Here is a 19,338-nt window from a genome sequence, read left to right as displayed (position 1 = left end):
GAAGTTTCGCATGTGGTTCAAGTACGGGCTAGGAGCTTCTGCCCTTTCAGGGCGTGTGGGGCTTACTTGCGAAACTTCAGTGAAGAATTCAAGTGTATAGGAAGAAAATGAAGACAGAACTCATTCTGGTCGGAAAGACCGTAAACAAGCATTTCATTGCGGGCATTAAGGATTATGCCGAGCGCATCACCCATTATATGCCTTTCAACATAACAACCATTCCTGAGCTCAAGAACACCAAGAGTCTCAGCGAACAGCAGCAGAAGGAACGGGAAGGAGAACTGATTCTGAAACTCCTCCAACCTTCGGATACCGTGGTGCTGATGGATGAACATGGACAGGAATTCCGAAGCATCGAGTTTGCCAAATGGATAGAGCGCAAGCAGGCCACGGCAAGAAGGCTCGTCTTTGTCATCGGCGGTCCTTACGGTTTCTCACCGTCTGTCTACGACCGCGCCAACGAGAAGATTTCCCTCTCCAAGATGACCTTCTCGCATCAGATGGTGCGCCTTATCTTTACCGAGGCGCTCTATCGCGCATGTACTATTATAAAAGGTGAGCCTTACCACCATGAATAAAGGTAAAAGGGTAAAAGGGTAAAAAAGTAAAAAGGTAAAAAGAGCCTTTCCCCCTTGCGCCCCCGTTCCCAGCGATTCCATCGCTGGTCCCCCTCCAACCCTTAATCATAAAAAGCAAAAAGAATATGCCAAAAGATAAATATATAGAAATAAAAGGGGCAAGAGCCAACAACCTCAAGAATATCGATGTGAAGATACCTCAGGGCAAGTTTGTTGCCATTACGGGTGTCTCCGGATCGGGAAAATCATCGTTGGCTTTTGATACCTTATATGCAGAGGGCCAGCGCCGCTATGTGGAGTCGCTCTCTTCGTACGCTCGCCAGTTTCTGGGACGTATGAGCAAACCGGAATGTGATTTCATCAAGGGATTGCCACCTGCCATCGCCATCGAACAGAAGGTGATTTCGCGCAACCCACGATCTACCGTGGGCACCAACACCGAAATCTACGAATACCTGCGACTGCTCTACGCACGCATCGGAAAAACCTATTCGCCTATCAGCGGACAGGAGGTGAAACGCCATACTACCGAAGATGTACTCGCCTGTACCCGACAGTATTCCCAGGGTACCAGGTTTGTCATCCTCGCCCCTATCCACGTCATCGAAGGGCGCAGTCTGGGCAAACAGCTGGAGATGTACAACCAGGAAGGTTACGCGCGTATATATATAAAAGGTGAATTCGTACGCATAGAAGACTTCATGGAGCAGGCTGATAAGGAACTGCTGGAAGTAAGCGGCGATAAACTGAGAAAGAGAATGCAACAGAAGGATGAAGAAATCTTCCTGGTCATCGACCGTGCTTCGGTAAGCGATGAGAAGGATGACATCAGCCGACTGATGGATTCTGCCGAAACTGCCTTCTATGAGGGCGATGGAGCCTGCCGCCTCGTCTTCCTGCCAAGCAACATCTGCTACGACTTCTCTACCCGGTTCGAAGCTGACGGCATGCAGTTTGAAGAGCCTACCGACAATATGTTTGCCTTCAATTCTCCTCTCGGAGCCTGCCCTACCTGTGAAGGTTTCGGCAGCATAATAGGCATCGATGAGAAACTCGTCATCCCGAACACTTCGATGAGCGTATATGACGGATGTGTGGTTTGCTGGCGAGGCGAAAAGATGGGTATGTGGCTCAAGGAATTCATCCGCAGAGCTGCTGAATACGACTTCCCTATCTTCAAGCCTTATTTCGAACTGACTCAGCAGCAGAAGGACTGGCTGTGGCACGGTCTGCCTGGCGAGAAGAAACGTAAACAGCAGGAAAGGGTGAGCATCGACGAGTTCTTCAGAATGGTAAAGGAGAACCAGTACAAGATACAATACCGCGTGATGCTGAGCCGATTCCGTGGAAAGACGATTTGTCCTGACTGCCATGGTACCCGACTCAAGAAGGAAGCCAACTATGTGAAGATTGGCGGAAAGAGCATCACCGAACTGGTTGAGATGTCGATTGTGAACCTGAGCGAATGGTTCAAGAAACTGGAACTCTCTGAGCATGAGAAGGAAATCAGCAAGCGTCTGCTCACCGAAATCACCCACCGCCTGCAGTTCCTCCTGGATGTTGGTCTGGGTTATCTTACGCTCAACCGACTCTCCAACACCCTCTCCGGCGGTGAGAGTCAGCGCATCAACCTGACCACCAACCTGGGCTCATCGCTCGTAGGTAGCGTATATATCCTTGACGAACCTAGTATCGGACTCCATAGCCGCGATACCGCCCGACTGATTAAGGTGCTGAAAGAACTGCAGCAACTGGGCAATACGGTGGTTGTGGTAGAACACGACGAAGAGATTATGCGGGCAGCCGACTATCTCATCGATATCGGTCCCGATGCCGGCAGACTGGGCGGAAGAGTGGTCTACGCCGGTCCGTCATCAGAATATTCAACCACCGACAAGGCTGAACAGGAAAAGCTGCTGGCTGAATATCCAGAGAGTTATACCATCAAGTACCTGACCCACAACGAGGAGATAAAGGTGCCAACGAGCCACCGTGCCTGGAACCAGTATATCGAAATCAAGGGAGCCCGGATGAACAATCTGCGCGGCATCGATGTTAAGATACCGCTCAATGTATTCACCTGTGTAACCGGTGTATCAGGCTCAGGCAAGAGTTCGCTCATCAAGGGAATCCTCTATCCTGCCATGCGTCGCCGTCTGGACCTCGTAGCAGATGCCCCAGGCGAATATGCATCGATGGAAGGCGACTGGAAGAGCATCCATCATGTAGAGTTTGTTGACCAGAACCCTATCGGAAAGAGTACCCGCAGCAACCCTGCCACTTATCTGAAGGCATACGATGCGATACGTGCCCTCTTTGCCAACCAGCCACTGGCTAAGCAGATGGGATTCACGCCGCAGTACTTCTCTTTCAATACCGAAGGCGGAAGATGCGAGGAATGTAAGGGTGCGGGATATGTTACCATCGAGATGCAGTTTATGGCAGACCTCACGCTGACCTGCGAGGCTTGTAAGGGCAAGCGGTTCAAGCACGATATCCTGGAGGTTCGCTATGGCGGAAAAGACGTCAATGATGTGCTGAACATGACGGTAAACGAGGCCATTGAGTTCTTCAGCGATGAAAAGCTGCAGCGCAACGAGGGCGACTTCGACAACTGCCGCATCATCGTAAACCGCCTGAAACCGCTTCAGGATGTGGGTCTGGGTTATATCAAGCTCGGTCAGAATTCAAGTTCGCTTTCGGGTGGTGAGAATCAGCGTGTAAAGCTCGCCTTCTTCATAGGTAAGGAGGAACAGGAGCCTACGCTCTTCATCTTCGACGAGCCTACCACGGGTCTTCACTTCCACGACATCAAGCGCCTGCTCCATGCCTTCAATGCCCTGATAGAAAGGGGCCATTCGCTGGTAGTGATTGAGCACAATCTGGATGTCATCAAGTGTGCCGACTATATCATCGACCTCGGTCCGGAAGGCGGCGATAAAGGCGGCAATCTCGTTGTAGCCGGAACTCCGGAAGAAGTAGCTGCCTGCAAGGCAAGCCTTACCGGAAAGTTCTTGCGTTAAGAGTTGGAGATATAAAAAAAAATGTGTCAAGTTACAACCAAAGTAATTTGACACAGTTTACTTTTGCAACCTCATCACAATCTGATGAAGTATAATAAAGTATCTGCGAAATTCCAGCCGGCACGGCAAGTTCCATCATGGAATGTTAAAAACGGTAAATACAAATTTAACGTATTTACCGCCTTTTTCATTTTCATACCTTTTTTGCATAACGTTTGCATAAGCTTAATGAACAAACATGAATATGGGCAAAAAAATATCAAATGGCAAGATGGATAAAGAAACCATCAAACATACCATCAAGACAAAGTATCTCAATAGTTACAAGGTGATTGTAGCGGGAGGACGTGACTACATCTATAATTAGTAACTTTGCACTCATGAAGAATTTTGCAGCGATAGATTTTGAGACAGCCAACCAGTAACGAACCAGCGTTTGCTCCGTAGGCATTGTGATAGTAAGGAATGGTGAGATTTTGTGGATAGCTACTACAGTCTCATCAAGCCAGAGCCTGAGTATTATTCCTATTGGAATACTAGGGTGCATGGACTTACCATGGAGGATACCATGAACGCCAGGGTATTTCCAGAGGTATGGGCTGAGATTCTGCCAAAGATTGAGGGATTGCCATTGGTGGCTCACAACTCTCCCTTTGACGAGGGATGCCTGAAGTCTTTGTTCCAAATGTATCAGATGGACTATCCCGATTATGAGTTCCATTGCACATGCCGAGCCTCCAGAAGAAAGTTGGAATCTCTCCTACCCAACCACCAACTACAAACTGTAGCTGCTTATTGCGGGTACGACCTAACCCAAAACCATAATGCCCTGGCTGACGCAGAGGCCTGTGCTTGGATTGCCAGGGAACTACTATAACTACTGCAGCAAAAGTGTTATATTGTGTCTAAAATGAATCTTGCCGCATGGAGTATAGAAACATCATCGGCAAAAGTAAAACAAATGCCATTTCCTGTTGGAAACCTATCAGAAATCTGTAGTTTTGATAAAATTTATGGTAGTATGAACAAAAAAGGCACACCATGGCAATATCTTTGCTGTCGAAACGTTATCAATAACAAATGTAATATACAAAAATGGCACAGAATCAAAGCTATGAAACAAAGATGTATAGCTTTTGTATATTATGATGCATAAAAATACAAAGAACAAATTTTAACAAAATTCTAATATGATAGCATGCGACAAATTACTTTATAGTTCTAAAGAACTGTTCGACTCCTATTTGCAAGGGAAGACATATTCCATTCCTCCTTATCAAAGAGGATACAAATGGGATACAAAAGACATCGAGCGTTTGCTAAAAGACATCTATGAGTTCTCACCCAATGAGGACCTTAATCTTTTTTACTGTCTTCAGAACATCACTCTTGTTGAGAGTCTGGATTCTAAGACATTCAACGTTGTGGATGGACAGCAAAGGCTGACTACCCTTACTGTCATCCTTTCATATCTCAACGAATATGAGTTAATCAACGAGAAGTTGCAATATAATGTAAGAAAGGAAACAGAAGAGTTTCTCAAGGAATATATTTTCAAACCTAACGAACTCAAGAACATACAGAATTGGGAGCAATTTCTGGAGATTTCAAGCATTGAAGGAAAGGACTACGACTATCAGGACGTATTCTATTTGTTCAATGCTTACAAGGCTATCCAGACTTGGTTTGAAACCAATCCTAATTCAGTTACAGCGATGAAAGACAAGATTCTCAACCATGTCAAGCTAATTGTGAATCTCCCTAAGAATATCGAGGAGCAGGAGTTGTTTGAAAATTTGAACGGAAAAAGAGTCCCTTTGGATGGAGCCGACCTTATCCGTGCATTAATCATTACTAGAGTTGCCAAAAAAGAGATTGGAGAAATTGATGACAGCATAAAACAGAACGTATTGATTAACGAGCGAAGAGTAAAGATAGGACTTATGCTTGACCGCATTAACCTTTGGTGGGCTGACGAAAACAAGAAGAACTACTTTCATCAATTCACTAAAGAATCCAAAGTCCCAGATGAGGAGTCCATATCATTCAATGATGTAACATACCCTATAAACCATCTCTATAAACTGTATGTTCTGGCATACGGAGAAGCTGTGCTGGATATGGAATTCTTCGAGAAGAAAGTAATAGAAGATGGCTTTTTAGATGAGTTACAATTGCTACAAAGAACAATGGAGAACTGGTACAATGATAAAGAACTATACCATCTCATACTCTTCACAAGCATCTATGCTAGAGAAAAGATAAAAGAAGAGCCAGTTCTTAGCTTCAAAGAGCTTTTATGCCAATGGAAGAAGCTTTATAGGAAAGACTTCATTCGCTTCCTAAAGAAAAGAATTGCAAGCACCGAAGTTTTTAATGATTTAATCAATCAATCGGAAAGATGCAAAGAGGAAAATGAAAAAACCGCGTTCTTAGAAAACTGGTATGATAATAAGCTGATTACGGTATCGGTATTACTCGACATCATCAGCATCCTCTCTTCGAATAGTACATGTCTTCCTGCCAGACACTTCAAGGCCTACAAGGAAGACTTAGAACATATATTCCCGCAGACACCCGTTGGAGACAGAATCAAGGACAAGATAAAACAAACACAGATTCTCATAGAATATATTGATATCATAAACCAATCGCTCAGTGAAGAAGAAAAGATCTATATTAATGACAGCGATATAGATTGGGAAAGTCAAAACTGGAAAGATGGTATTAAGTCTCGTATCAATAATAGAATTGAGAAAGTCATACCGGTCAATTCTCTTGGAAATATGTGCGTGCTTCATGAATCTGTCAACAGAGGCTATGGAAATGACTTTTTCTTGGAGAAACGAATAGATATCATGCGTAAGTCTCAAGAAGGTTTCTTTATCAGACCTCATGTATATGATGCTTTCAACAAGATTTTTCTAGAGCGCCATGACGAATCCATCGATATGAAAATGATGAACCGATGGGATAGGTCTGATATCCTTGCAAGACGAGAATATATAATTAAACGAATAAGTAACTTCTTAAATACATCAAATGAGCAAGCATAACGCATATCTTAAAGATGAAAACCTTCTAACTCTGTTTTCTCTGAACAATATGATTGTTCCGGAGATACAGAGAGAATATGTATGGGGTAACAATAGTGATGTGTTGGAAAAATTTCTTCAGGAGTTGGAGAAAAAAGGCTCTCCTTGTCAGGAATGCCACCATGTTCACACAAACAAGAACATAAACGTAGGATTCCTCTATTCCTACAAGCCCTCATATGTAAAGTACGAAAGTGAGAGAATCCTTGATGAATTTCTCATTGATGGCCAACAGAGAATCACTACTCTTTTTTTGCTTCTTCTCTATAGAGCAACCATTGAAGAGAGAATTGATGATTTCTTGACAATATGTAGAGCAGATGAGGATGATTTGCATATGGGCTTCACCTACAAAGTCAGAAGCCTGACCCAGCAGTTCCTAGTTCAATTGATAAGACATGCTAGAGAAGAAGGCTGCAGCGCTTTTGATTTCATCATGGATTTAAACAATTCTCCTCACTGGTTCCTTGATGATTACAAAAGTGACCAGACAGTGATGTCCATGATTTCTGCACTCAAATCAATCAAGAAAATTTTTGGTAACGCATCAAATTTTTACTTTGATTATCTTCTCACAAATATTCATTTCTGGCACTTCAAAACAGAAGCAACATCTCAGGGCGAGGAACTGTACATAACAATGAATTCTCGTGGTGAGCAGTTATCTGATAATGAAATGCAGAAATCAAGAGTCTTGCCTAGCTCAGAACTCTTAAAATACGGCCGTAAATGGGAGGAGTGGCAAACTTTCTTCTGGAGAAACAGGACAAAAGGAAATGCCAAAAATGTGAATGCAGACAAGGGATTCAACAATTTTCTTGCCTGTATTGAAGGCTTGGAATATTTCAATGATCCATCCAAAAAGGAAAGCAATATTAAGGTCGATGTCATAAAAAACTATATGACTGGTCTGATGCATATCTGCAGCCAGGAATTCAGAAATGAACTGCAGTCTCTCTACAATGGTCTTTACACAGGTTGGTTCGACTCATTTATCAACTGTCTTTGGAATGAGATAAACACTTATGATGGCAAATGGGACATTAGTGATCCAAGAGGTGGTAACCAGGAAGTAAGGAATGACTACAAGAATAAGTCTATCGCCAGAAACAAGTCTATGCTCTTTTGGCCATGGATGACATATTTTAAAAAGTGCAAAGACTCAGAAAGAGATGACCAGCTTTTGGTGAGATTACTGCATTTTTATTACATCAGATTCCGGTGCTACAAACGTTCTGCAACATCTATCGAAACAATAGTCAATGCGTTCATTAACAAAAGTGGACGTATCCACGAAATTGATATTGCTACGAAAGACGAAGAAGAGGAGGATAACATCAACAGTAAGACCTTCAGTGAAGAAGAAGTACTTTTATCTAGTCTCTACTTCTCTGATGAAGCCAACACGAGCAAGATAGAATCCTGTATCTGGGAAATTCAGGAGCTTCCCTACTTCCTGGATGGTAAGGGTGTAGGAGGTAATACCATTCTTGAGTTTTTCCAGGATAAAGAGATTATTGCCAGAAACATGCTCCTCGATAGCATAACATCATTCAAGGATAAAATTGTCAGTCTTCTTGGCACAGAGCCTACAAATACGTCACACATAGACATTAAGAAAATACTTCTATTTTATGTTGTGGACAACAAGGCATTTTGGGAACAGCAATCGCCTTGGTATTATAGCAATTACGAAACCAGCGAATGGAAGAGGATTGTCCGAACAAAGCATTTCATTAGCTTCTACAAAGATTTCTTTAACAAAGGTCTGAATATCCAGGAACTACTTCAACAAAAAAGATGCGAGTTCTTTTTTGAAAACAAGACTTTGGACAGAAACGAAAAGCAATGGAGTCACAGGAAACTGGCCATCCTATATGATTTGCTTTCTGTTAATGGAAGTATTTGGGATGACGATCATGCCAATGTTGCATTTTACATGAATGATGATGCAGAATCAAAAAGTGAAATATTCTTGGGACAGGATAGAATCTGGAAAGCGAAACGTTACTTAGACTCAAAGAATAGAATAACCCTATCGCAGGATTGGCAGAAGATACTTAAAGAGTATAATGTAGAAATCATCGATTTTGCCGAAGAGATAAACGATTCTGAAGAATATGTTGAAAGATAAAGTTTTTTGATATAGCATATTTCTTAGAGTATTTGAAGACCTGTCCGGTTTTAATTAAGGTTATTTATGAGAATATTAATATTGAAAAAGCTTTCAAAATGAGATGACTTCTTGGCTATTCAATACCGACCACTACAAGGGAGTTGCTTTCACGGGTTCATACCGTGAAGCACTCTCTTAGGATTAGCACATCTCTCATTATCCAATAAAATAATGTGTATGAAGAAAATAATTTTTCTCGATTTTGACGATGTACTGAATACTGAGTACAACCAGATCTGAACAACAGGTAAATTGGAACACCTGAATTATTGACCAATGAAAGGCTAAGGACAATTGAGACCCTGTGCTGCCCCTCAAAAAGTAGACACAGAAAGGTGGAAAACTGATGGAAAATGATTACCTTTGCAAGCAGATAGAGTTGTGTGCCCTGTAGAGAGGGCGTAGCCCGAACGTAAGGGCACACAACTTGCCGAAGCACGGTTATCTTATCGTCAAGTATTCACCAGAAAGGAAACTTTTTATGGCAAAGCATTTAAATCCATTGGAAAAGGAGTTCTTGATTCGTAAGTTCAAGGGAAACTCCAAAGTTAAGCTCAGTGATTTCTGCAGGGCAAACAATGTCTCGGAAACTTCTTTTAAGAAGTGGCTGAAGCAATATGAAGAAGCAGGCATAGAGGGGTTGGCTCGTGCTGATGCTGAGATTGGGAACATACTTCCTGAGGGCATTGACAAAACCAAGGAGGGGTATAAGCGAGAAATCCTACGCTTGCGTATTGAGAATGAACGGCTCAAAAAAAAATATCTGGTGAGGCAGAACGAGGATGGGCAAACGGAGTATGTTCGTTTAAAAATGAAGAGTTCAAAATAGTGGACATGCTATCGCACGAGTATCCTGTCAAGGATATCTGCAAGATGATGGGAGTAAGTCGGTCGGGGTATTACAAGTGGCTTAGAAGAGAGCCTTCATCCCGTGAGATCAATCGTGAGTTCATGGTGGGTGTGGTTGAGGACATACACTCGGAACACCCTACACATGGCTACAGGTGGGTGGCGGCGTACATAAGAATCAATTTACAGTTGAGTATCAGCGACAATTTCTCTTATAAATGCTTCCAATATCTTGGTATTCAGTCACAAACGAGACACAAGATACATTACAAACCACGTAAAGTAAAGGATAAGTACCCCAACCTCATTTATTCCACGTGGGACACGGTAGACAGACCTCGACAAGTTATCGTCTCTGACATGACAGTCATCAAATACTCTTGGTTCTTCTTTGAGTTGACCATGTATTTCGATGTCTTTACGAAAGAAATCCTAACGTGGCATGTGGCTGAGAGACGTGGACATAGAGACCAGTACATTGATGGGCTAAATGATGTCATCAACCTGTTGAAGGGCACAGATGAGCCAACTGTTCTTCATACGGACCAAGGTAGCGTGTATGCTTCACTCGCCTATAATGAGCTGATAAAGGACACGTTGATTGTGAGGTCTATGTCCAGGGCAGGAAAGCCTACAGACAACCCTGTGAACGAATCCCTCAACGGATGGATAAAAGAGGAATTGTTCATAGACTTCAAGATTGAGACATGTAATTCAAGAAAGGAGTTCGAGGAGGCCTTGGACGCATACGTGGATTATTACAATGAGAAAAGACCATGTTATGCTATCGGCTATGATACGCCAAATAATTACAGGAAGAGGTTTTATAAAGGGGAGCTTCCAAGAAAGGACACTTTTGGGAAGCGAGAGGCTAATGCAACACCGAAGTTCGTCACAGAACGGAAGAAAATGGCTGGAAATGAGAAAAATAAAGAATAATGTTCACTTTTATAAAGAAAAACTTGCAAATATGGATGAGATTGTCTACTTTTGCAAATGAAAAGGAACGAAATTTGATAGATATGTGTACTTTTAAAAATATAAATAATTAATAATCATTTTTTGTGTCCACTTTGGGGAACTGCTACACTGACCTGAAAGCAAAACAGAAAGTTCCTCATAAAAGTGTATATGTAGCCATAAAAGTCCCTCATAAAAGTGTGTTAATCTTTCAAAAAGTCCCTCATAAAAATGTGATATATTTTACTATTTCATAAATTTTCAGTATTTTTGCAGCAAAAAAGCAATATATGGAAAGATTTATCATGCAAGACCTCATTGCTTGGAAAAACAGAGAGGATAGAAAACCCCTTATTCTGTTGGGAGCAAGACAAGTTGGCAAAACTTATATCTTGAAGGAATTTGGGCAACGTGAGTTTGAAAATGTGGCCTACATTAACTGTGACAACAATGCCATGGCTAAGGATTTGTTTGCTTCAGACTATAATATAGATCGCATCCTTCTCACCATCGGAGCTATTACTGGTGTTAATATAGAAGCCGGCAAGACTCTCATCATTATGGATGAAATACAGGAGTTGCATCGTGGACTTGCCTCGTTGAAGTATTTCTGTGAAAATGCACGGGAGTATCATGTGGCAGTAGCCGGTTCCCTTCTCGGCTTGTCTCTTCATCAGGGAGAATCCTATCCTGTGGGAAAGGTTAACACCCTGGAAATGTATCCGATGACATTCGAGGAGTTTCTGTGGGCACGTGGTTTCAAGCAGCGTATGGATCTGCTGCAGCATGGAATGTGGGATGTGGTAAAATCGCTCAGAACACTCTATATTCAGCATCTTCGTGAATATTACCTTGTTGGCGGTATGCCCGAAGCCGTAAATAAGTTCATAGAAACCAATGATGCAAATGCCGTAAGGGAAGTACAGGAGGAAATTATTCGGGCCTACGAAAAAGACATTTCCAAGCATGCACCAAAAGAGCAGGTAGTAAGAATCAACCAGGTATGGAACTCCATCCCTTCCCAACTAGCCAAAGAGAATAAAAAGTTCATCTATGGTATTGTAAAACAAGGTGCCAGAGCCAAGGATTATGAGTTGGCAATCCAATGGCTCATAGATGCAGGACTGGTATATAAAATCAGTAGGGTGAAGACTTTGGGGCTTCCTCTGAAGATTCATGAGGATATCAGTGCCTTCAAATTGTATCTCTTGGATTGTGGACTGCTGGGGGCTATGAGTAAAACTCCGCCAGCCTTGCTTCTGCTTCCTAGTAATGACAATACCGGGAAAGGTGATTTTACGGAAAACTTCGTTTGCTGTCAGCTGGAATCGCTGCACCAGATTCCTATATATTATTATAGTAAGGAAAACAGCCAGTTGGAACTTGACTTTGTTATTCAGGTAGGAATGCAGGTCATACCGGTAGAAGTAAAGGCAGAGGAGAATTTTCAGTCAAAGTCTTTGAAAATGACTATTGCCAAAAATCCCGGCATGAAAGGCCTGCGCTTTTCGATGAGCGACTATCGGGAACAGGACGATATTACCAATGTACCATTATATGGTGCAAGAGGATATTTGGAAACATACAACTGAAACAAATTTTGGATATCAGGCATTCATCTGAAATCCCACCCGCACAGGGTGAAAATACGATATCAGTGGAATCCGACAACCGCCGGATTCCACTTTTTAATTTAAAAAACCAATTCAAAAGAATTATCTGTTATAAAAGTAACCATCATCGAAGGCTGCTTCGATAAGGCGTTGCTTCACTCGGGCGTATTCTGCCGGATCTTCGATAAAGTACCGAAGAGTAGAAACAATCCTCACATAAACACTGAGCCGATAATCGCCCTTACCCTTTTAGATTGCAAAAATGTTTTCCTTATGCATCCCAGCATAATACATCAGATCAGAACCAGATACATGATGGTTCTTCATCACTTCACTCAGAACAACACCGAAACGGCTGTTGTCTGCATTAAATTTTTCAATTTTCATCTTAAAAAATTTTAAATTATTGAATATATTTATTTACAAGTTCCCACTACGGGAACTCTTTTTTATTTTCTTTTTAGTATCTTTGCATCGTGTAAAACAGATACAACAATCTGCTTACCTATAATAAAACGAATAACTGATACATATATTGTATAACAATATAAAATTTTTAGGAGATGATGAACATCAGTACATTCATTAACATGGCCAGCAAGATTCCTTCACCTGGCCAGTTGGAAGGCCTGGTAACCTTCATGAAGGAAGATGAGAAACTCAGGTTTTTCACCGAGTCTTACCGGAAAACGGGGAATAAGTCGTACAAACACGATGCACCCCTCTTCGCCGTAGCCTGCATCTTCGAAGGCGGAAAAGGCAAGGACAACATCCGGAGTCTCACACATCTGTCGCTGGTCGACTTCGACCACATCACAGAAAAACCGGATGACGGCACCCTGCGCTCGCTCAAAGAGAGAATCTGCCACGATGCCCACACCCTGCTCTGTTACGTTACCATGAGCGGCAACGGACTGCGCGTCATCTACCGCTACGAAGGCGAGGATTATCCCGCCGCCTTCGCCATGGGAAACGACTACTATGCGCATCTCATCGGCAAGGAAAGCGATCCGCTCTGCAAGAACATCACAAGGCTCAGCGGACTCGCCTACGACCCCGAAGTCTATTTCAATCCTGAAGCCACAGCCTTCAGCGCCGAGGAAATCAGCCATTTCCATTCGGCTACGCTCAAGACCGCCCAGAAGAAAAAGAAACAGGAACGCATCGCCGACTACTACGAGCAGATCGTCAAACCCAAGCTGGAAAGCGAAAAGATCAGGTACGAACCCGGCAACCACAACCAGTATGTGATGCGGGTGGGCTACATGATGGCTAAGAAACGGTACGACAGGAAAGAAGCCACCCAGTGGGCTATCAGGCAGTTTCCCGAATACGACGACGTAGAACAGGTGTTCAAATCGTGCTACGACAACACCACTCACCCACAGAAGGCGAAGGCAGAAACCGGAAAGATTCCCTATGCCACCGTAGATGAAATCAAAGACTTCCTCGACGGGCATATCAAACTCCGCTTCAACCTCATCACCCTACGCTACGAGTATCTGAAGGAGACATGGCGAATCCTCCAGGACCGCAATCTGAATACGCTATGGAGCAACATGTCGCTAACCGCAAGGGTGAGCAAGAGCGACATGATCAATGTCATCGAGAGCGACTATAGCCCGCCCTACAATCCCTTCACCGATTATCTGGAAAATCTCCCACCCTGGCAGGAAGGCGACAAGGACTATATAGCCGAACTCGCTGCCACGGTAAAGATGAAGGGAGACCCCGTGATGCCCTTCTGTGAAGCCCTCAGGAAATGGCTCGTAGCGATGATAGCAGGATGGATAGACGAAGGTGCCGTCAACAATGTCATCCTGGTGTTCATCGGCAGACAGGGCGCCTACAAGACCACCTGGTTCAACTATCTTCTGCCGCCGGAACTGAAGCAATACTTCTATACGAAGGCGAATGCCAGGCGCATGACGAAGGATGATATCATCGCCCTTTCGCAGTATGCACTCATCTGTTATGAAGAGCTCGACACGATGAGTCCGTCGGAACTGAACCAGCTGAAGGCTGTGGTAACGATGCAGTATACCAACGAAAGGGCGGCATACGGCCATTATGCCGAGCAGCGCAAGCATATCAACACCTTCTGCGGCACGGGCAACAATCCCGAATTTTTGAGCGACCCTACCGGTAACCGTCGCTGGCTGCCCTACGAGATAGAGAGCATCCTCTCACCCCGTGAGCATCCGTTCAATTACGAAGGCATCTACGCCCAGGCTTACGCCCTCTACAAGAGTGATTTCCGCTACTGGTTCACCGATGAGGAGATAGAAAAGCAGAACCGGCACAACCGCGCTTTTGAGGCGCCCCGACTAGAACAGGAACTTGTGGATCTCTACTTCCGAAAGCCAACGGAGGCGGAGACAGGGGAGTTCGTGTCCATAGCCAGAGCGATGCAGATCATCAGTTGCAACCTCTCACAGAAGCTGAACAGTTCGAAACTGGGCAAGGCTTTCAATGATCTCGGATTCGAAAAGATGCGCACCAAGCACAGCCGTGGTTACAGGGCAATCGTCCGTACAGCCGAGGAAATCAAGGCTTACCAGGTATCCGTCTGCATCAACCCGCCGCAATGCGATGATGATGCCCCCTTCTAGCCGTTCCTCCAAACCATCGGTTTCATCCGGTTCAGGGTGACAGGGTGACACGGTGACACGAGTTTTTCAACTTTTCGCCTCGCACGCGGGCAGGCAGGAACTTTCGGCCTGATTTTTCCTGCCTGCCCGCGCGAGAGTAAATCTTCAGAATTCCCTGTCACCCCTGTCACCCTGTCACCCAGAAGCCAGTTACTTCCGAAACGGAAACCAAGGACTTACGGTGCAAAAGTCAGAGACTTATAGTTCAAAAGCCAGAGACTTACGATGAAAAAGTCAGAGACTTACGATGCAAAAGTCAGTAGCTTATGAACTGCACCCTCATTCATAACCCTCATAAAAATCAAACAAAACTATGGATTTAAGAAGTTATACCAAGCAAGAGCTAGCTCTCCTGTATTTTCCCGATGCTACTCCAGCAGTAGCCAGTGCTCACCTGATGCGATGGATCCAGCGCATCCCCGACCTTCTCCAGAAGCTCGCCGCCACCGGTTACGGCAAGAACTGCAAGGAGTTCACCCCGATGCAAGTCTCCTACATCCTCTACTTCCTAGGTGAGCCCTAACTCTGTTCCGCCTAATCTGAAAATGAGCCAACAAAAGGGCTCAGGGGAGATTGTCTATCCACGGACAATCTCCCCTGAACCAGAGTTTTACACTTTTAATCCTGACAAATCCATCTTATAGGTTATATTCTGAACAGAATCTTTTTCCAGAAACATCAGCATGTAAATCGGAACATAAGTCACCTTTCCTTTTGTCTCTACATTTCCATTACAAAGTACCAAACCATGAGGAATTTTGTATTCTGTTGATGCCATTACATTCGAAAGCGCATTATGACGGTCATAATCCTTACCAGACTTCACCTCTATTGGCAAAACCTGTCCTTTGTACTCCACCACAAAATCCAACTCTCCCAAGCGCTTATTGTTAAAGTAATAGAGGTCAAAGCCATGAGCTTTCAACTCCTGAGCAACCACATTCTCATAGATGGCGCCAAAATTGATAAACTGTTCATCGTTTAAAAGACGCAACTGAATGCCATCAGCAAACTGACTGATCAGCAACCCCACATCATTTTGGAATAATTTGAAAAGGTTTCTTGTCTTAGCCAGCAACAATGGTAATTTAGGTTCCTCTACATTGTAAGTAGGAAGAGCCACACCAGCATCCCGAAGCCAAAGAAAGCTATTTTCATAATTAGCAAATCTAGCTTGCTGATTCAAACTTTTAAGAATAAAACGCTTGTTTTTAGCATTCAATTCTGATGGAATCAATTGGAATATTTCCTGGATATACAACTTTTGATTGTTGTCATCCATCTTATATTTCATGATATCACGCTGATACTCCAAAAGAATACTCTTCTGTACATCAATCACACGCTGTAAATTATTGCTATCCAAATAGGTCTGAACAGCTTGCGGCATTCCTCCTATTATCAAATACAAGCGAAAAGCTCTCATCAATTCATGATGTACAAAATCATCTACAGGCGTCTTTTCTTCCCAGTTTTTACGGATAACATCCAAAACATCTGCAGATAAACCTATAGCAGAATAGAACTCCTGCAAATCAAGTGGAAACATTTCCTTAACATCTAAATAGCCAACAGGTTCAGAACGCAAATTATTCAATTCGATACCCAGCAAAGAACCACTTAAGGCATAGCGATAACTCCCTTCATCTACCAGAAACTTGATGAGGGTTACTACTTCAGGATAAACCTGCACTTCATCAAAAAAGATGAGAGTCTTTCCTTTAACAAGAGGCTTATGCACGAAAGCCGTCAGACGAAACAGCATATCCTTTACATCTTTGGCTCCAGTGAAGATGCCAATAGCCTCAGGAGAAGTTATGAAATTGATCTCAACAAAATCATCAAAGATTCGCTGAGCAGCCTGTCTTATTGAGTAAGTCTTACCTATCTGTCGAGCTCCCGTAAGCAACAATGCTTTATGCGTTGCTTGAAAGAAATTATCTAAATATTTATCTATCTTTCTGTTAATCATACACTTGTACCGTTAAATTACATTTTTCCAAGGTAAAAACAGCCTATTTTATACATTTTTCCAATATTTTTTCAGGCTATTTTTTACACTTTTCCAACTTTTGGATGATGCAAAGATAAATAAATAATCTGATAGTACAATCATTTATTAAAATATTTAAACCTTTTTATATGGCAGACGGACAGAAATGAGAAAGATTAAAAAAATGAGAAATGACAAATGAGAAATGACAGTTGTAGAAAAAACTGTGACAACTGTGACCGTGACAGAAATGGGGATGAAGTCCACCCAACGGTGTATATTGCAAAGGAGGGTGTGTCATAAGTCTATGGCGCACCCTCTTTTATGTTATTTATTGCATAATCCTAGAAGTATCGTAGCCTATTCCAAAAAGGGAATCATATTATATCGTCTGCAAATTTTACTTTTTCCGATCTTCTCTATTATAAACAGGCAAGAAGTTCACAAAAGGGCATAGTTATCCCTGACGATAAAACAACCAAAATTGAGTTTTATCGTTTTATACCCAAATATTTCTTCAAATTGAATCCCATTCCGAACAATCCTAGATCCATATAAACCTTGTCCATTCCAAAATGCCTGAATCGCTTATAATGCATATCCGCCTTCATCTGCCCAAATACAGCTTCCGGCTCTATCGGTCGCTGGCTTCTGTGTTTCAAGCCCTCTTCAGACGTTAGTAGCAGGAAGGCTTCCTTTTTATATGCATTCAGTTTATGGTTGACATATATGGTTCTGTTGCCTTTGGATTTCTTGCAGAGACTTCCAAGCGGACATCCATCACATCGTTGTGCTCTATATAATGTAATGACAGACACATAGCCGGAGTCACTTTTCGTTTGCCGTTGTCCACAAGGTTCCATGTGTTGTCCCATGGGGCAGACATAATAGTCATCATCCCTGTTGTAGTAGAAGTTCGCTTGGTTGAAGGCATCCTCCTTGAAAGGCTTATGCTGTTCCTTGTGAAACCAGTTGTACTTTACATAACCCATCATTTCTTCCATCTCTAGGTACTCGTAGTTCTCCTCCGAGCCATACCCTGAGTCTGCGGTGACGCTCTTGGATTGCTTTCCATATCTTTTCTTGTACTTATCCAAAAAAGGCTTGAAGGTCAGGGTGTCTGTTGGATTGGGATAAAGGGCGAAATTCGTCCAATATTGATTCTCTGTCGCAATTTGAAGGTTATAGGCAGGCTTTGTCTGCCCATTGTTCATGGCATCTTCCTTGAGGCGCATGAAGGTCGCATCGGGATCAGTCTTGGAGTAACTGTTTCTCTCGCCCAGTATATCCAGTGATTTTTCATACTCGCACAGTTTGTCCGAGGCTTTGAACAAGTGATCTATCTGAGTATTTAGCTTTTGCTTCTCTCTTCCTGTAAGCTTTGCCTTAGGAAGGTTCTTAGCTTGCCTCTCACACAAACGTGCACTTCTCTCTACATCCTTGGCGGAAGTGGCTGGCTCGCTGTCTTCTTCCTTAATGTCACTCCCGCCATTCAGGCGAATTTGTTCTTTTATCTGAGCCAATGCAGCAGAGGTCTTTTCCAAGAGCTTAGCCCTGTTCTTTTCCACAGTCTTCTTCCATACAAACGTGTACTTGTTTGCTTTCGACTCTATCTTAGTACCATCAACATATTGTTCCTCCAGACTAATCACGCCCTTTTCAACCAATATGGAGACGACTGCATCAAAATAAAAGTCGATGCATTTAATCATATGATTGGATCTAAAGCGGTTGATTGTTGCGAAAGATAGTTGCTTACCTCCACAAATCCACATATAGCGAACATCGTATTTAAGTGCGTCCGCTATGCCACGACAGGAATAAACGCCATTGATATAGGCAAAAACAACTAAACTTAGAAGCATCTTCGGACTATAAGGAGGAGCACCAATCCCATCATAGGTATCCATGAGAGGGTTGATGTCCATACTGCGAATAATATGATCCACCATACGAACTTTGCTGTCTTTTGGCACATAATCATCGAAAGAGTTAGGAAAAAAGCTCAATTCGTGCCGAGTTTCAGATTTTATTTGTATCTTTGCCATACTTAAAGAAGTTTTCTGCAAAGATACAAATCTTTTGCGGAAAGGCAAAGCCCGAGCTTGTGAAAGTTTGGGCTTTGTTGTAAATAAAAACAATTTTTTCAGTTCTGTATCTGGAAAAAGAAGAAAAACGAAAAGGGTGCGCCATAGACTTATGACACACCCTCTTCCTGTATTTTGCCGTTAGGCGTTATAATGACTATTACTCACCATAATACCAGTCGTCTTCCATTTCTGGTCTACCACTGTCACCTTTTCCTTGCTGCATAGTAGATGCTGCAAGGAGAGTGCAAGAGGTGATGTTTACCACCTGCATCTCTGGCTTTTTATATTCTTTCTTTTTCATATCCTTTTG

General features: G+C 43.0%; 15 protein-coding genes and 1 pseudogene. 12 read left to right on the top strand and 4 right to left on the bottom strand.

Annotated features, from left to right (window positions below; translation table 11 throughout):
- Nucleotides 1-107 precede the first annotated feature (107 nt).
- The 10 genes and pseudogenes from rlmH to ONT08_RS15700 all read left to right on the top strand — a co-directional run bounded on the left by rlmH (nt 108) and on the right by ONT08_RS15700 (nt 12,273).
- A complete protein-coding gene (gene rlmH / locus ONT08_RS15745; protein ID WP_022120940.1) occupies nt 108-578 on the top strand; it encodes a 23S rRNA (pseudouridine(1915)-N(3))-methyltransferase RlmH in 471 nt (156 codons plus the stop codon).
- A gap of 125 nt (nt 579-703) precedes the next feature.
- Nucleotides 704-3,601, top strand: coding sequence for an excinuclease ABC subunit UvrA (gene uvrA / locus ONT08_RS15740; RefSeq protein WP_153082000.1), 2,898 nt, complete (start codon nt 704-706; stop codon nt 3,599-3,601).
- 244 nt (nt 3,602-3,845) lie between these two features.
- Complete coding sequence (locus tag ONT08_RS15735) at nt 3,846-3,968, top strand: hypothetical protein (RefSeq protein ID WP_264960421.1); 123 nt, start codon at nt 3,846-3,848, stop codon at nt 3,966-3,968.
- A 13-nt stretch (nt 3,969-3,981) separates the two neighbouring features.
- A pseudogene (locus ONT08_RS15730) lies at nt 3,982-4,478 on the top strand (3'-5' exonuclease).
- A gap of 24 nt (nt 4,479-4,502) precedes the next feature.
- On the top strand, nt 4,503-4,757 hold the full coding sequence (locus tag ONT08_RS15725) for a hypothetical protein (RefSeq protein WP_264960420.1): 255 nt from the start codon (nt 4,503-4,505) through the stop codon (nt 4,755-4,757).
- Nucleotides 4,758-4,791: 34 nt separating this feature from the next.
- The gene (locus tag ONT08_RS15720; RefSeq protein WP_264960419.1) at nt 4,792-6,657 is read left to right on the top strand and encodes a DUF262 domain-containing protein; all 1,866 of its coding nucleotides are present in this window, start codon (nt 4,792-4,794) and stop codon (nt 6,655-6,657) included.
- The gene (locus tag ONT08_RS15715; RefSeq protein WP_264960418.1) at nt 6,644-8,830 is read left to right on the top strand and encodes a DUF262 domain-containing protein; all 2,187 of its coding nucleotides are present in this window, start codon (nt 6,644-6,646) and stop codon (nt 8,828-8,830) included. The genes ONT08_RS15720 and ONT08_RS15715 overlap by 14 nt, the downstream gene beginning before the upstream one ends.
- A 523-nt stretch (nt 8,831-9,353) precedes the next feature.
- Nucleotides 9,354-9,701 carry a helix-turn-helix domain-containing protein gene (locus ONT08_RS15710; protein WP_117695123.1) on the top strand — a complete coding sequence of 116 codons (348 nt, stop codon included), beginning with the start codon at nt 9,354-9,356 and terminating at the stop codon, nt 9,699-9,701.
- Between the two features lie 5 nt (nt 9,702-9,706).
- Entirely contained in the window at nt 9,707-10,660 is a 954-nt protein-coding gene (locus ONT08_RS15705) for an IS3 family transposase (protein WP_117695121.1), read from the top strand.
- Nucleotides 10,661-10,971: 311 nt separating this feature from the next.
- Nucleotides 10,972-12,273: an ATP-binding protein gene (locus ONT08_RS15700; protein WP_264960417.1), complete on the top strand. Its 1,302-nt coding sequence runs from the start codon at nt 10,972-10,974 to the stop codon at nt 12,271-12,273.
- Nucleotides 12,274-12,543: 270 nt separating this feature from the next.
- Here the strand turns inward: ONT08_RS15700 and ONT08_RS15695 are convergent, their stop codons facing one another.
- Nucleotides 12,544-12,681 (bottom strand): hypothetical protein, encoded by a 138-nt coding sequence (locus ONT08_RS15695; RefSeq protein WP_153087059.1) that lies wholly within the window; start codon nt 12,679-12,681, stop codon nt 12,544-12,546.
- A 176-nt stretch (nt 12,682-12,857) separates the two neighbouring features.
- On the opposite strand from ONT08_RS15695, the gene ONT08_RS15690 reads away from it, so the two are divergent.
- On the top strand, nt 12,858-14,906 hold the full coding sequence (locus tag ONT08_RS15690; protein ID WP_264960416.1) for a VapE domain-containing protein: 2,049 nt from the start codon (nt 12,858-12,860) through the stop codon (nt 14,904-14,906).
- A gap of 352 nt (nt 14,907-15,258) precedes the next feature.
- Nucleotides 15,259-15,468, top strand: coding sequence for a DUF4248 domain-containing protein (locus tag ONT08_RS15685; protein ID WP_006846942.1), 210 nt, complete (start codon nt 15,259-15,261; stop codon nt 15,466-15,468).
- An 87-nt stretch (nt 15,469-15,555) separates the two neighbouring features.
- On the opposite strand, the gene ONT08_RS15680 is transcribed toward ONT08_RS15685, so the two are convergent.
- From ONT08_RS15680 to ONT08_RS15670, 3 genes are all read right to left on the bottom strand, one after another.
- The gene (locus ONT08_RS15680) at nt 15,556-16,917 is read right to left on the bottom strand and encodes an ATP-binding protein (RefSeq protein WP_264960415.1); all 1,362 of its coding nucleotides are present in this window, start codon (nt 16,915-16,917) and stop codon (nt 15,556-15,558) included.
- Between the two features lie 512 nt (nt 16,918-17,429).
- On the bottom strand, nt 17,430-18,986 hold the full coding sequence (locus tag ONT08_RS15675; RefSeq protein WP_264959388.1) for an IS1182 family transposase: 1,557 nt from the start codon (nt 18,984-18,986) through the stop codon (nt 17,430-17,432).
- A 199-nt stretch (nt 18,987-19,185) separates the two neighbouring features.
- Nucleotides 19,186-19,329 (bottom strand): hypothetical protein, encoded by a 144-nt coding sequence (locus ONT08_RS15670; protein ID WP_254973565.1) that lies wholly within the window; start codon nt 19,327-19,329, stop codon nt 19,186-19,188.
- Nucleotides 19,330-19,338: the final 9 nt, after the last annotated feature.

Source organism: Segatella copri, assembly GCF_026015465.1.
GTDB lineage: Bacteria > Bacteroidota > Bacteroidia > Bacteroidales > Bacteroidaceae > Prevotella > Prevotella copri_E.
This window is presented reverse-complemented; position numbering and strand designations above follow the sequence as displayed.

Coding starts and splice junctions, on each gene's coding strand:
- rlmH (WP_022120940.1), top strand. CDS start 108: ATGAAGACAGAACTCATTCTGGTCGGAAAGACCGTAAACAAGCATTTC.
- uvrA (WP_153082000.1), top strand. CDS start 704: ATGCCAAAAGATAAATATATAGAAATAAAAGGGGCAAGAGCCAACAAC.
- ONT08_RS15735 (WP_264960421.1), top strand. CDS start 3,846: ATGGGCAAAAAAATATCAAATGGCAAGATGGATAAAGAAACCATCAAA.
- ONT08_RS15720 (WP_264960419.1), top strand. CDS start 4,792: ATGATAGCATGCGACAAATTACTTTATAGTTCTAAAGAACTGTTCGAC.
- ONT08_RS15715 (WP_264960418.1), top strand. CDS start 6,644: ATGAGCAAGCATAACGCATATCTTAAAGATGAAAACCTTCTAACTCTG.
- ONT08_RS15710 (WP_117695123.1), top strand. CDS start 9,354: ATGGCAAAGCATTTAAATCCATTGGAAAAGGAGTTCTTGATTCGTAAG.
- ONT08_RS15705 (WP_117695121.1), top strand. CDS start 9,707: ATGCTATCGCACGAGTATCCTGTCAAGGATATCTGCAAGATGATGGGA.
- ONT08_RS15700 (WP_264960417.1), top strand. CDS start 10,972: ATGGAAAGATTTATCATGCAAGACCTCATTGCTTGGAAAAACAGAGAG.
- ONT08_RS15695 (WP_153087059.1), bottom strand. CDS start 12,681: ATGAAAATTGAAAAATTTAATGCAGACAACAGCCGTTTCGGTGTTGTT.
- ONT08_RS15690 (WP_264960416.1), top strand. CDS start 12,858: ATGATGAACATCAGTACATTCATTAACATGGCCAGCAAGATTCCTTCA.
- ONT08_RS15685 (WP_006846942.1), top strand. CDS start 15,259: ATGGATTTAAGAAGTTATACCAAGCAAGAGCTAGCTCTCCTGTATTTT.
- ONT08_RS15680 (WP_264960415.1), bottom strand. CDS start 16,917: ATGATTAACAGAAAGATAGATAAATATTTAGATAATTTCTTTCAAGCA.
- ONT08_RS15675 (WP_264959388.1), bottom strand. CDS start 18,986: ATGGCAAAGATACAAATAAAATCTGAAACTCGGCACGAATTGAGCTTT.
- ONT08_RS15670 (WP_254973565.1), bottom strand. CDS start 19,329: ATGAAAAAGAAAGAATATAAAAAGCCAGAGATGCAGGTGGTAAACATC.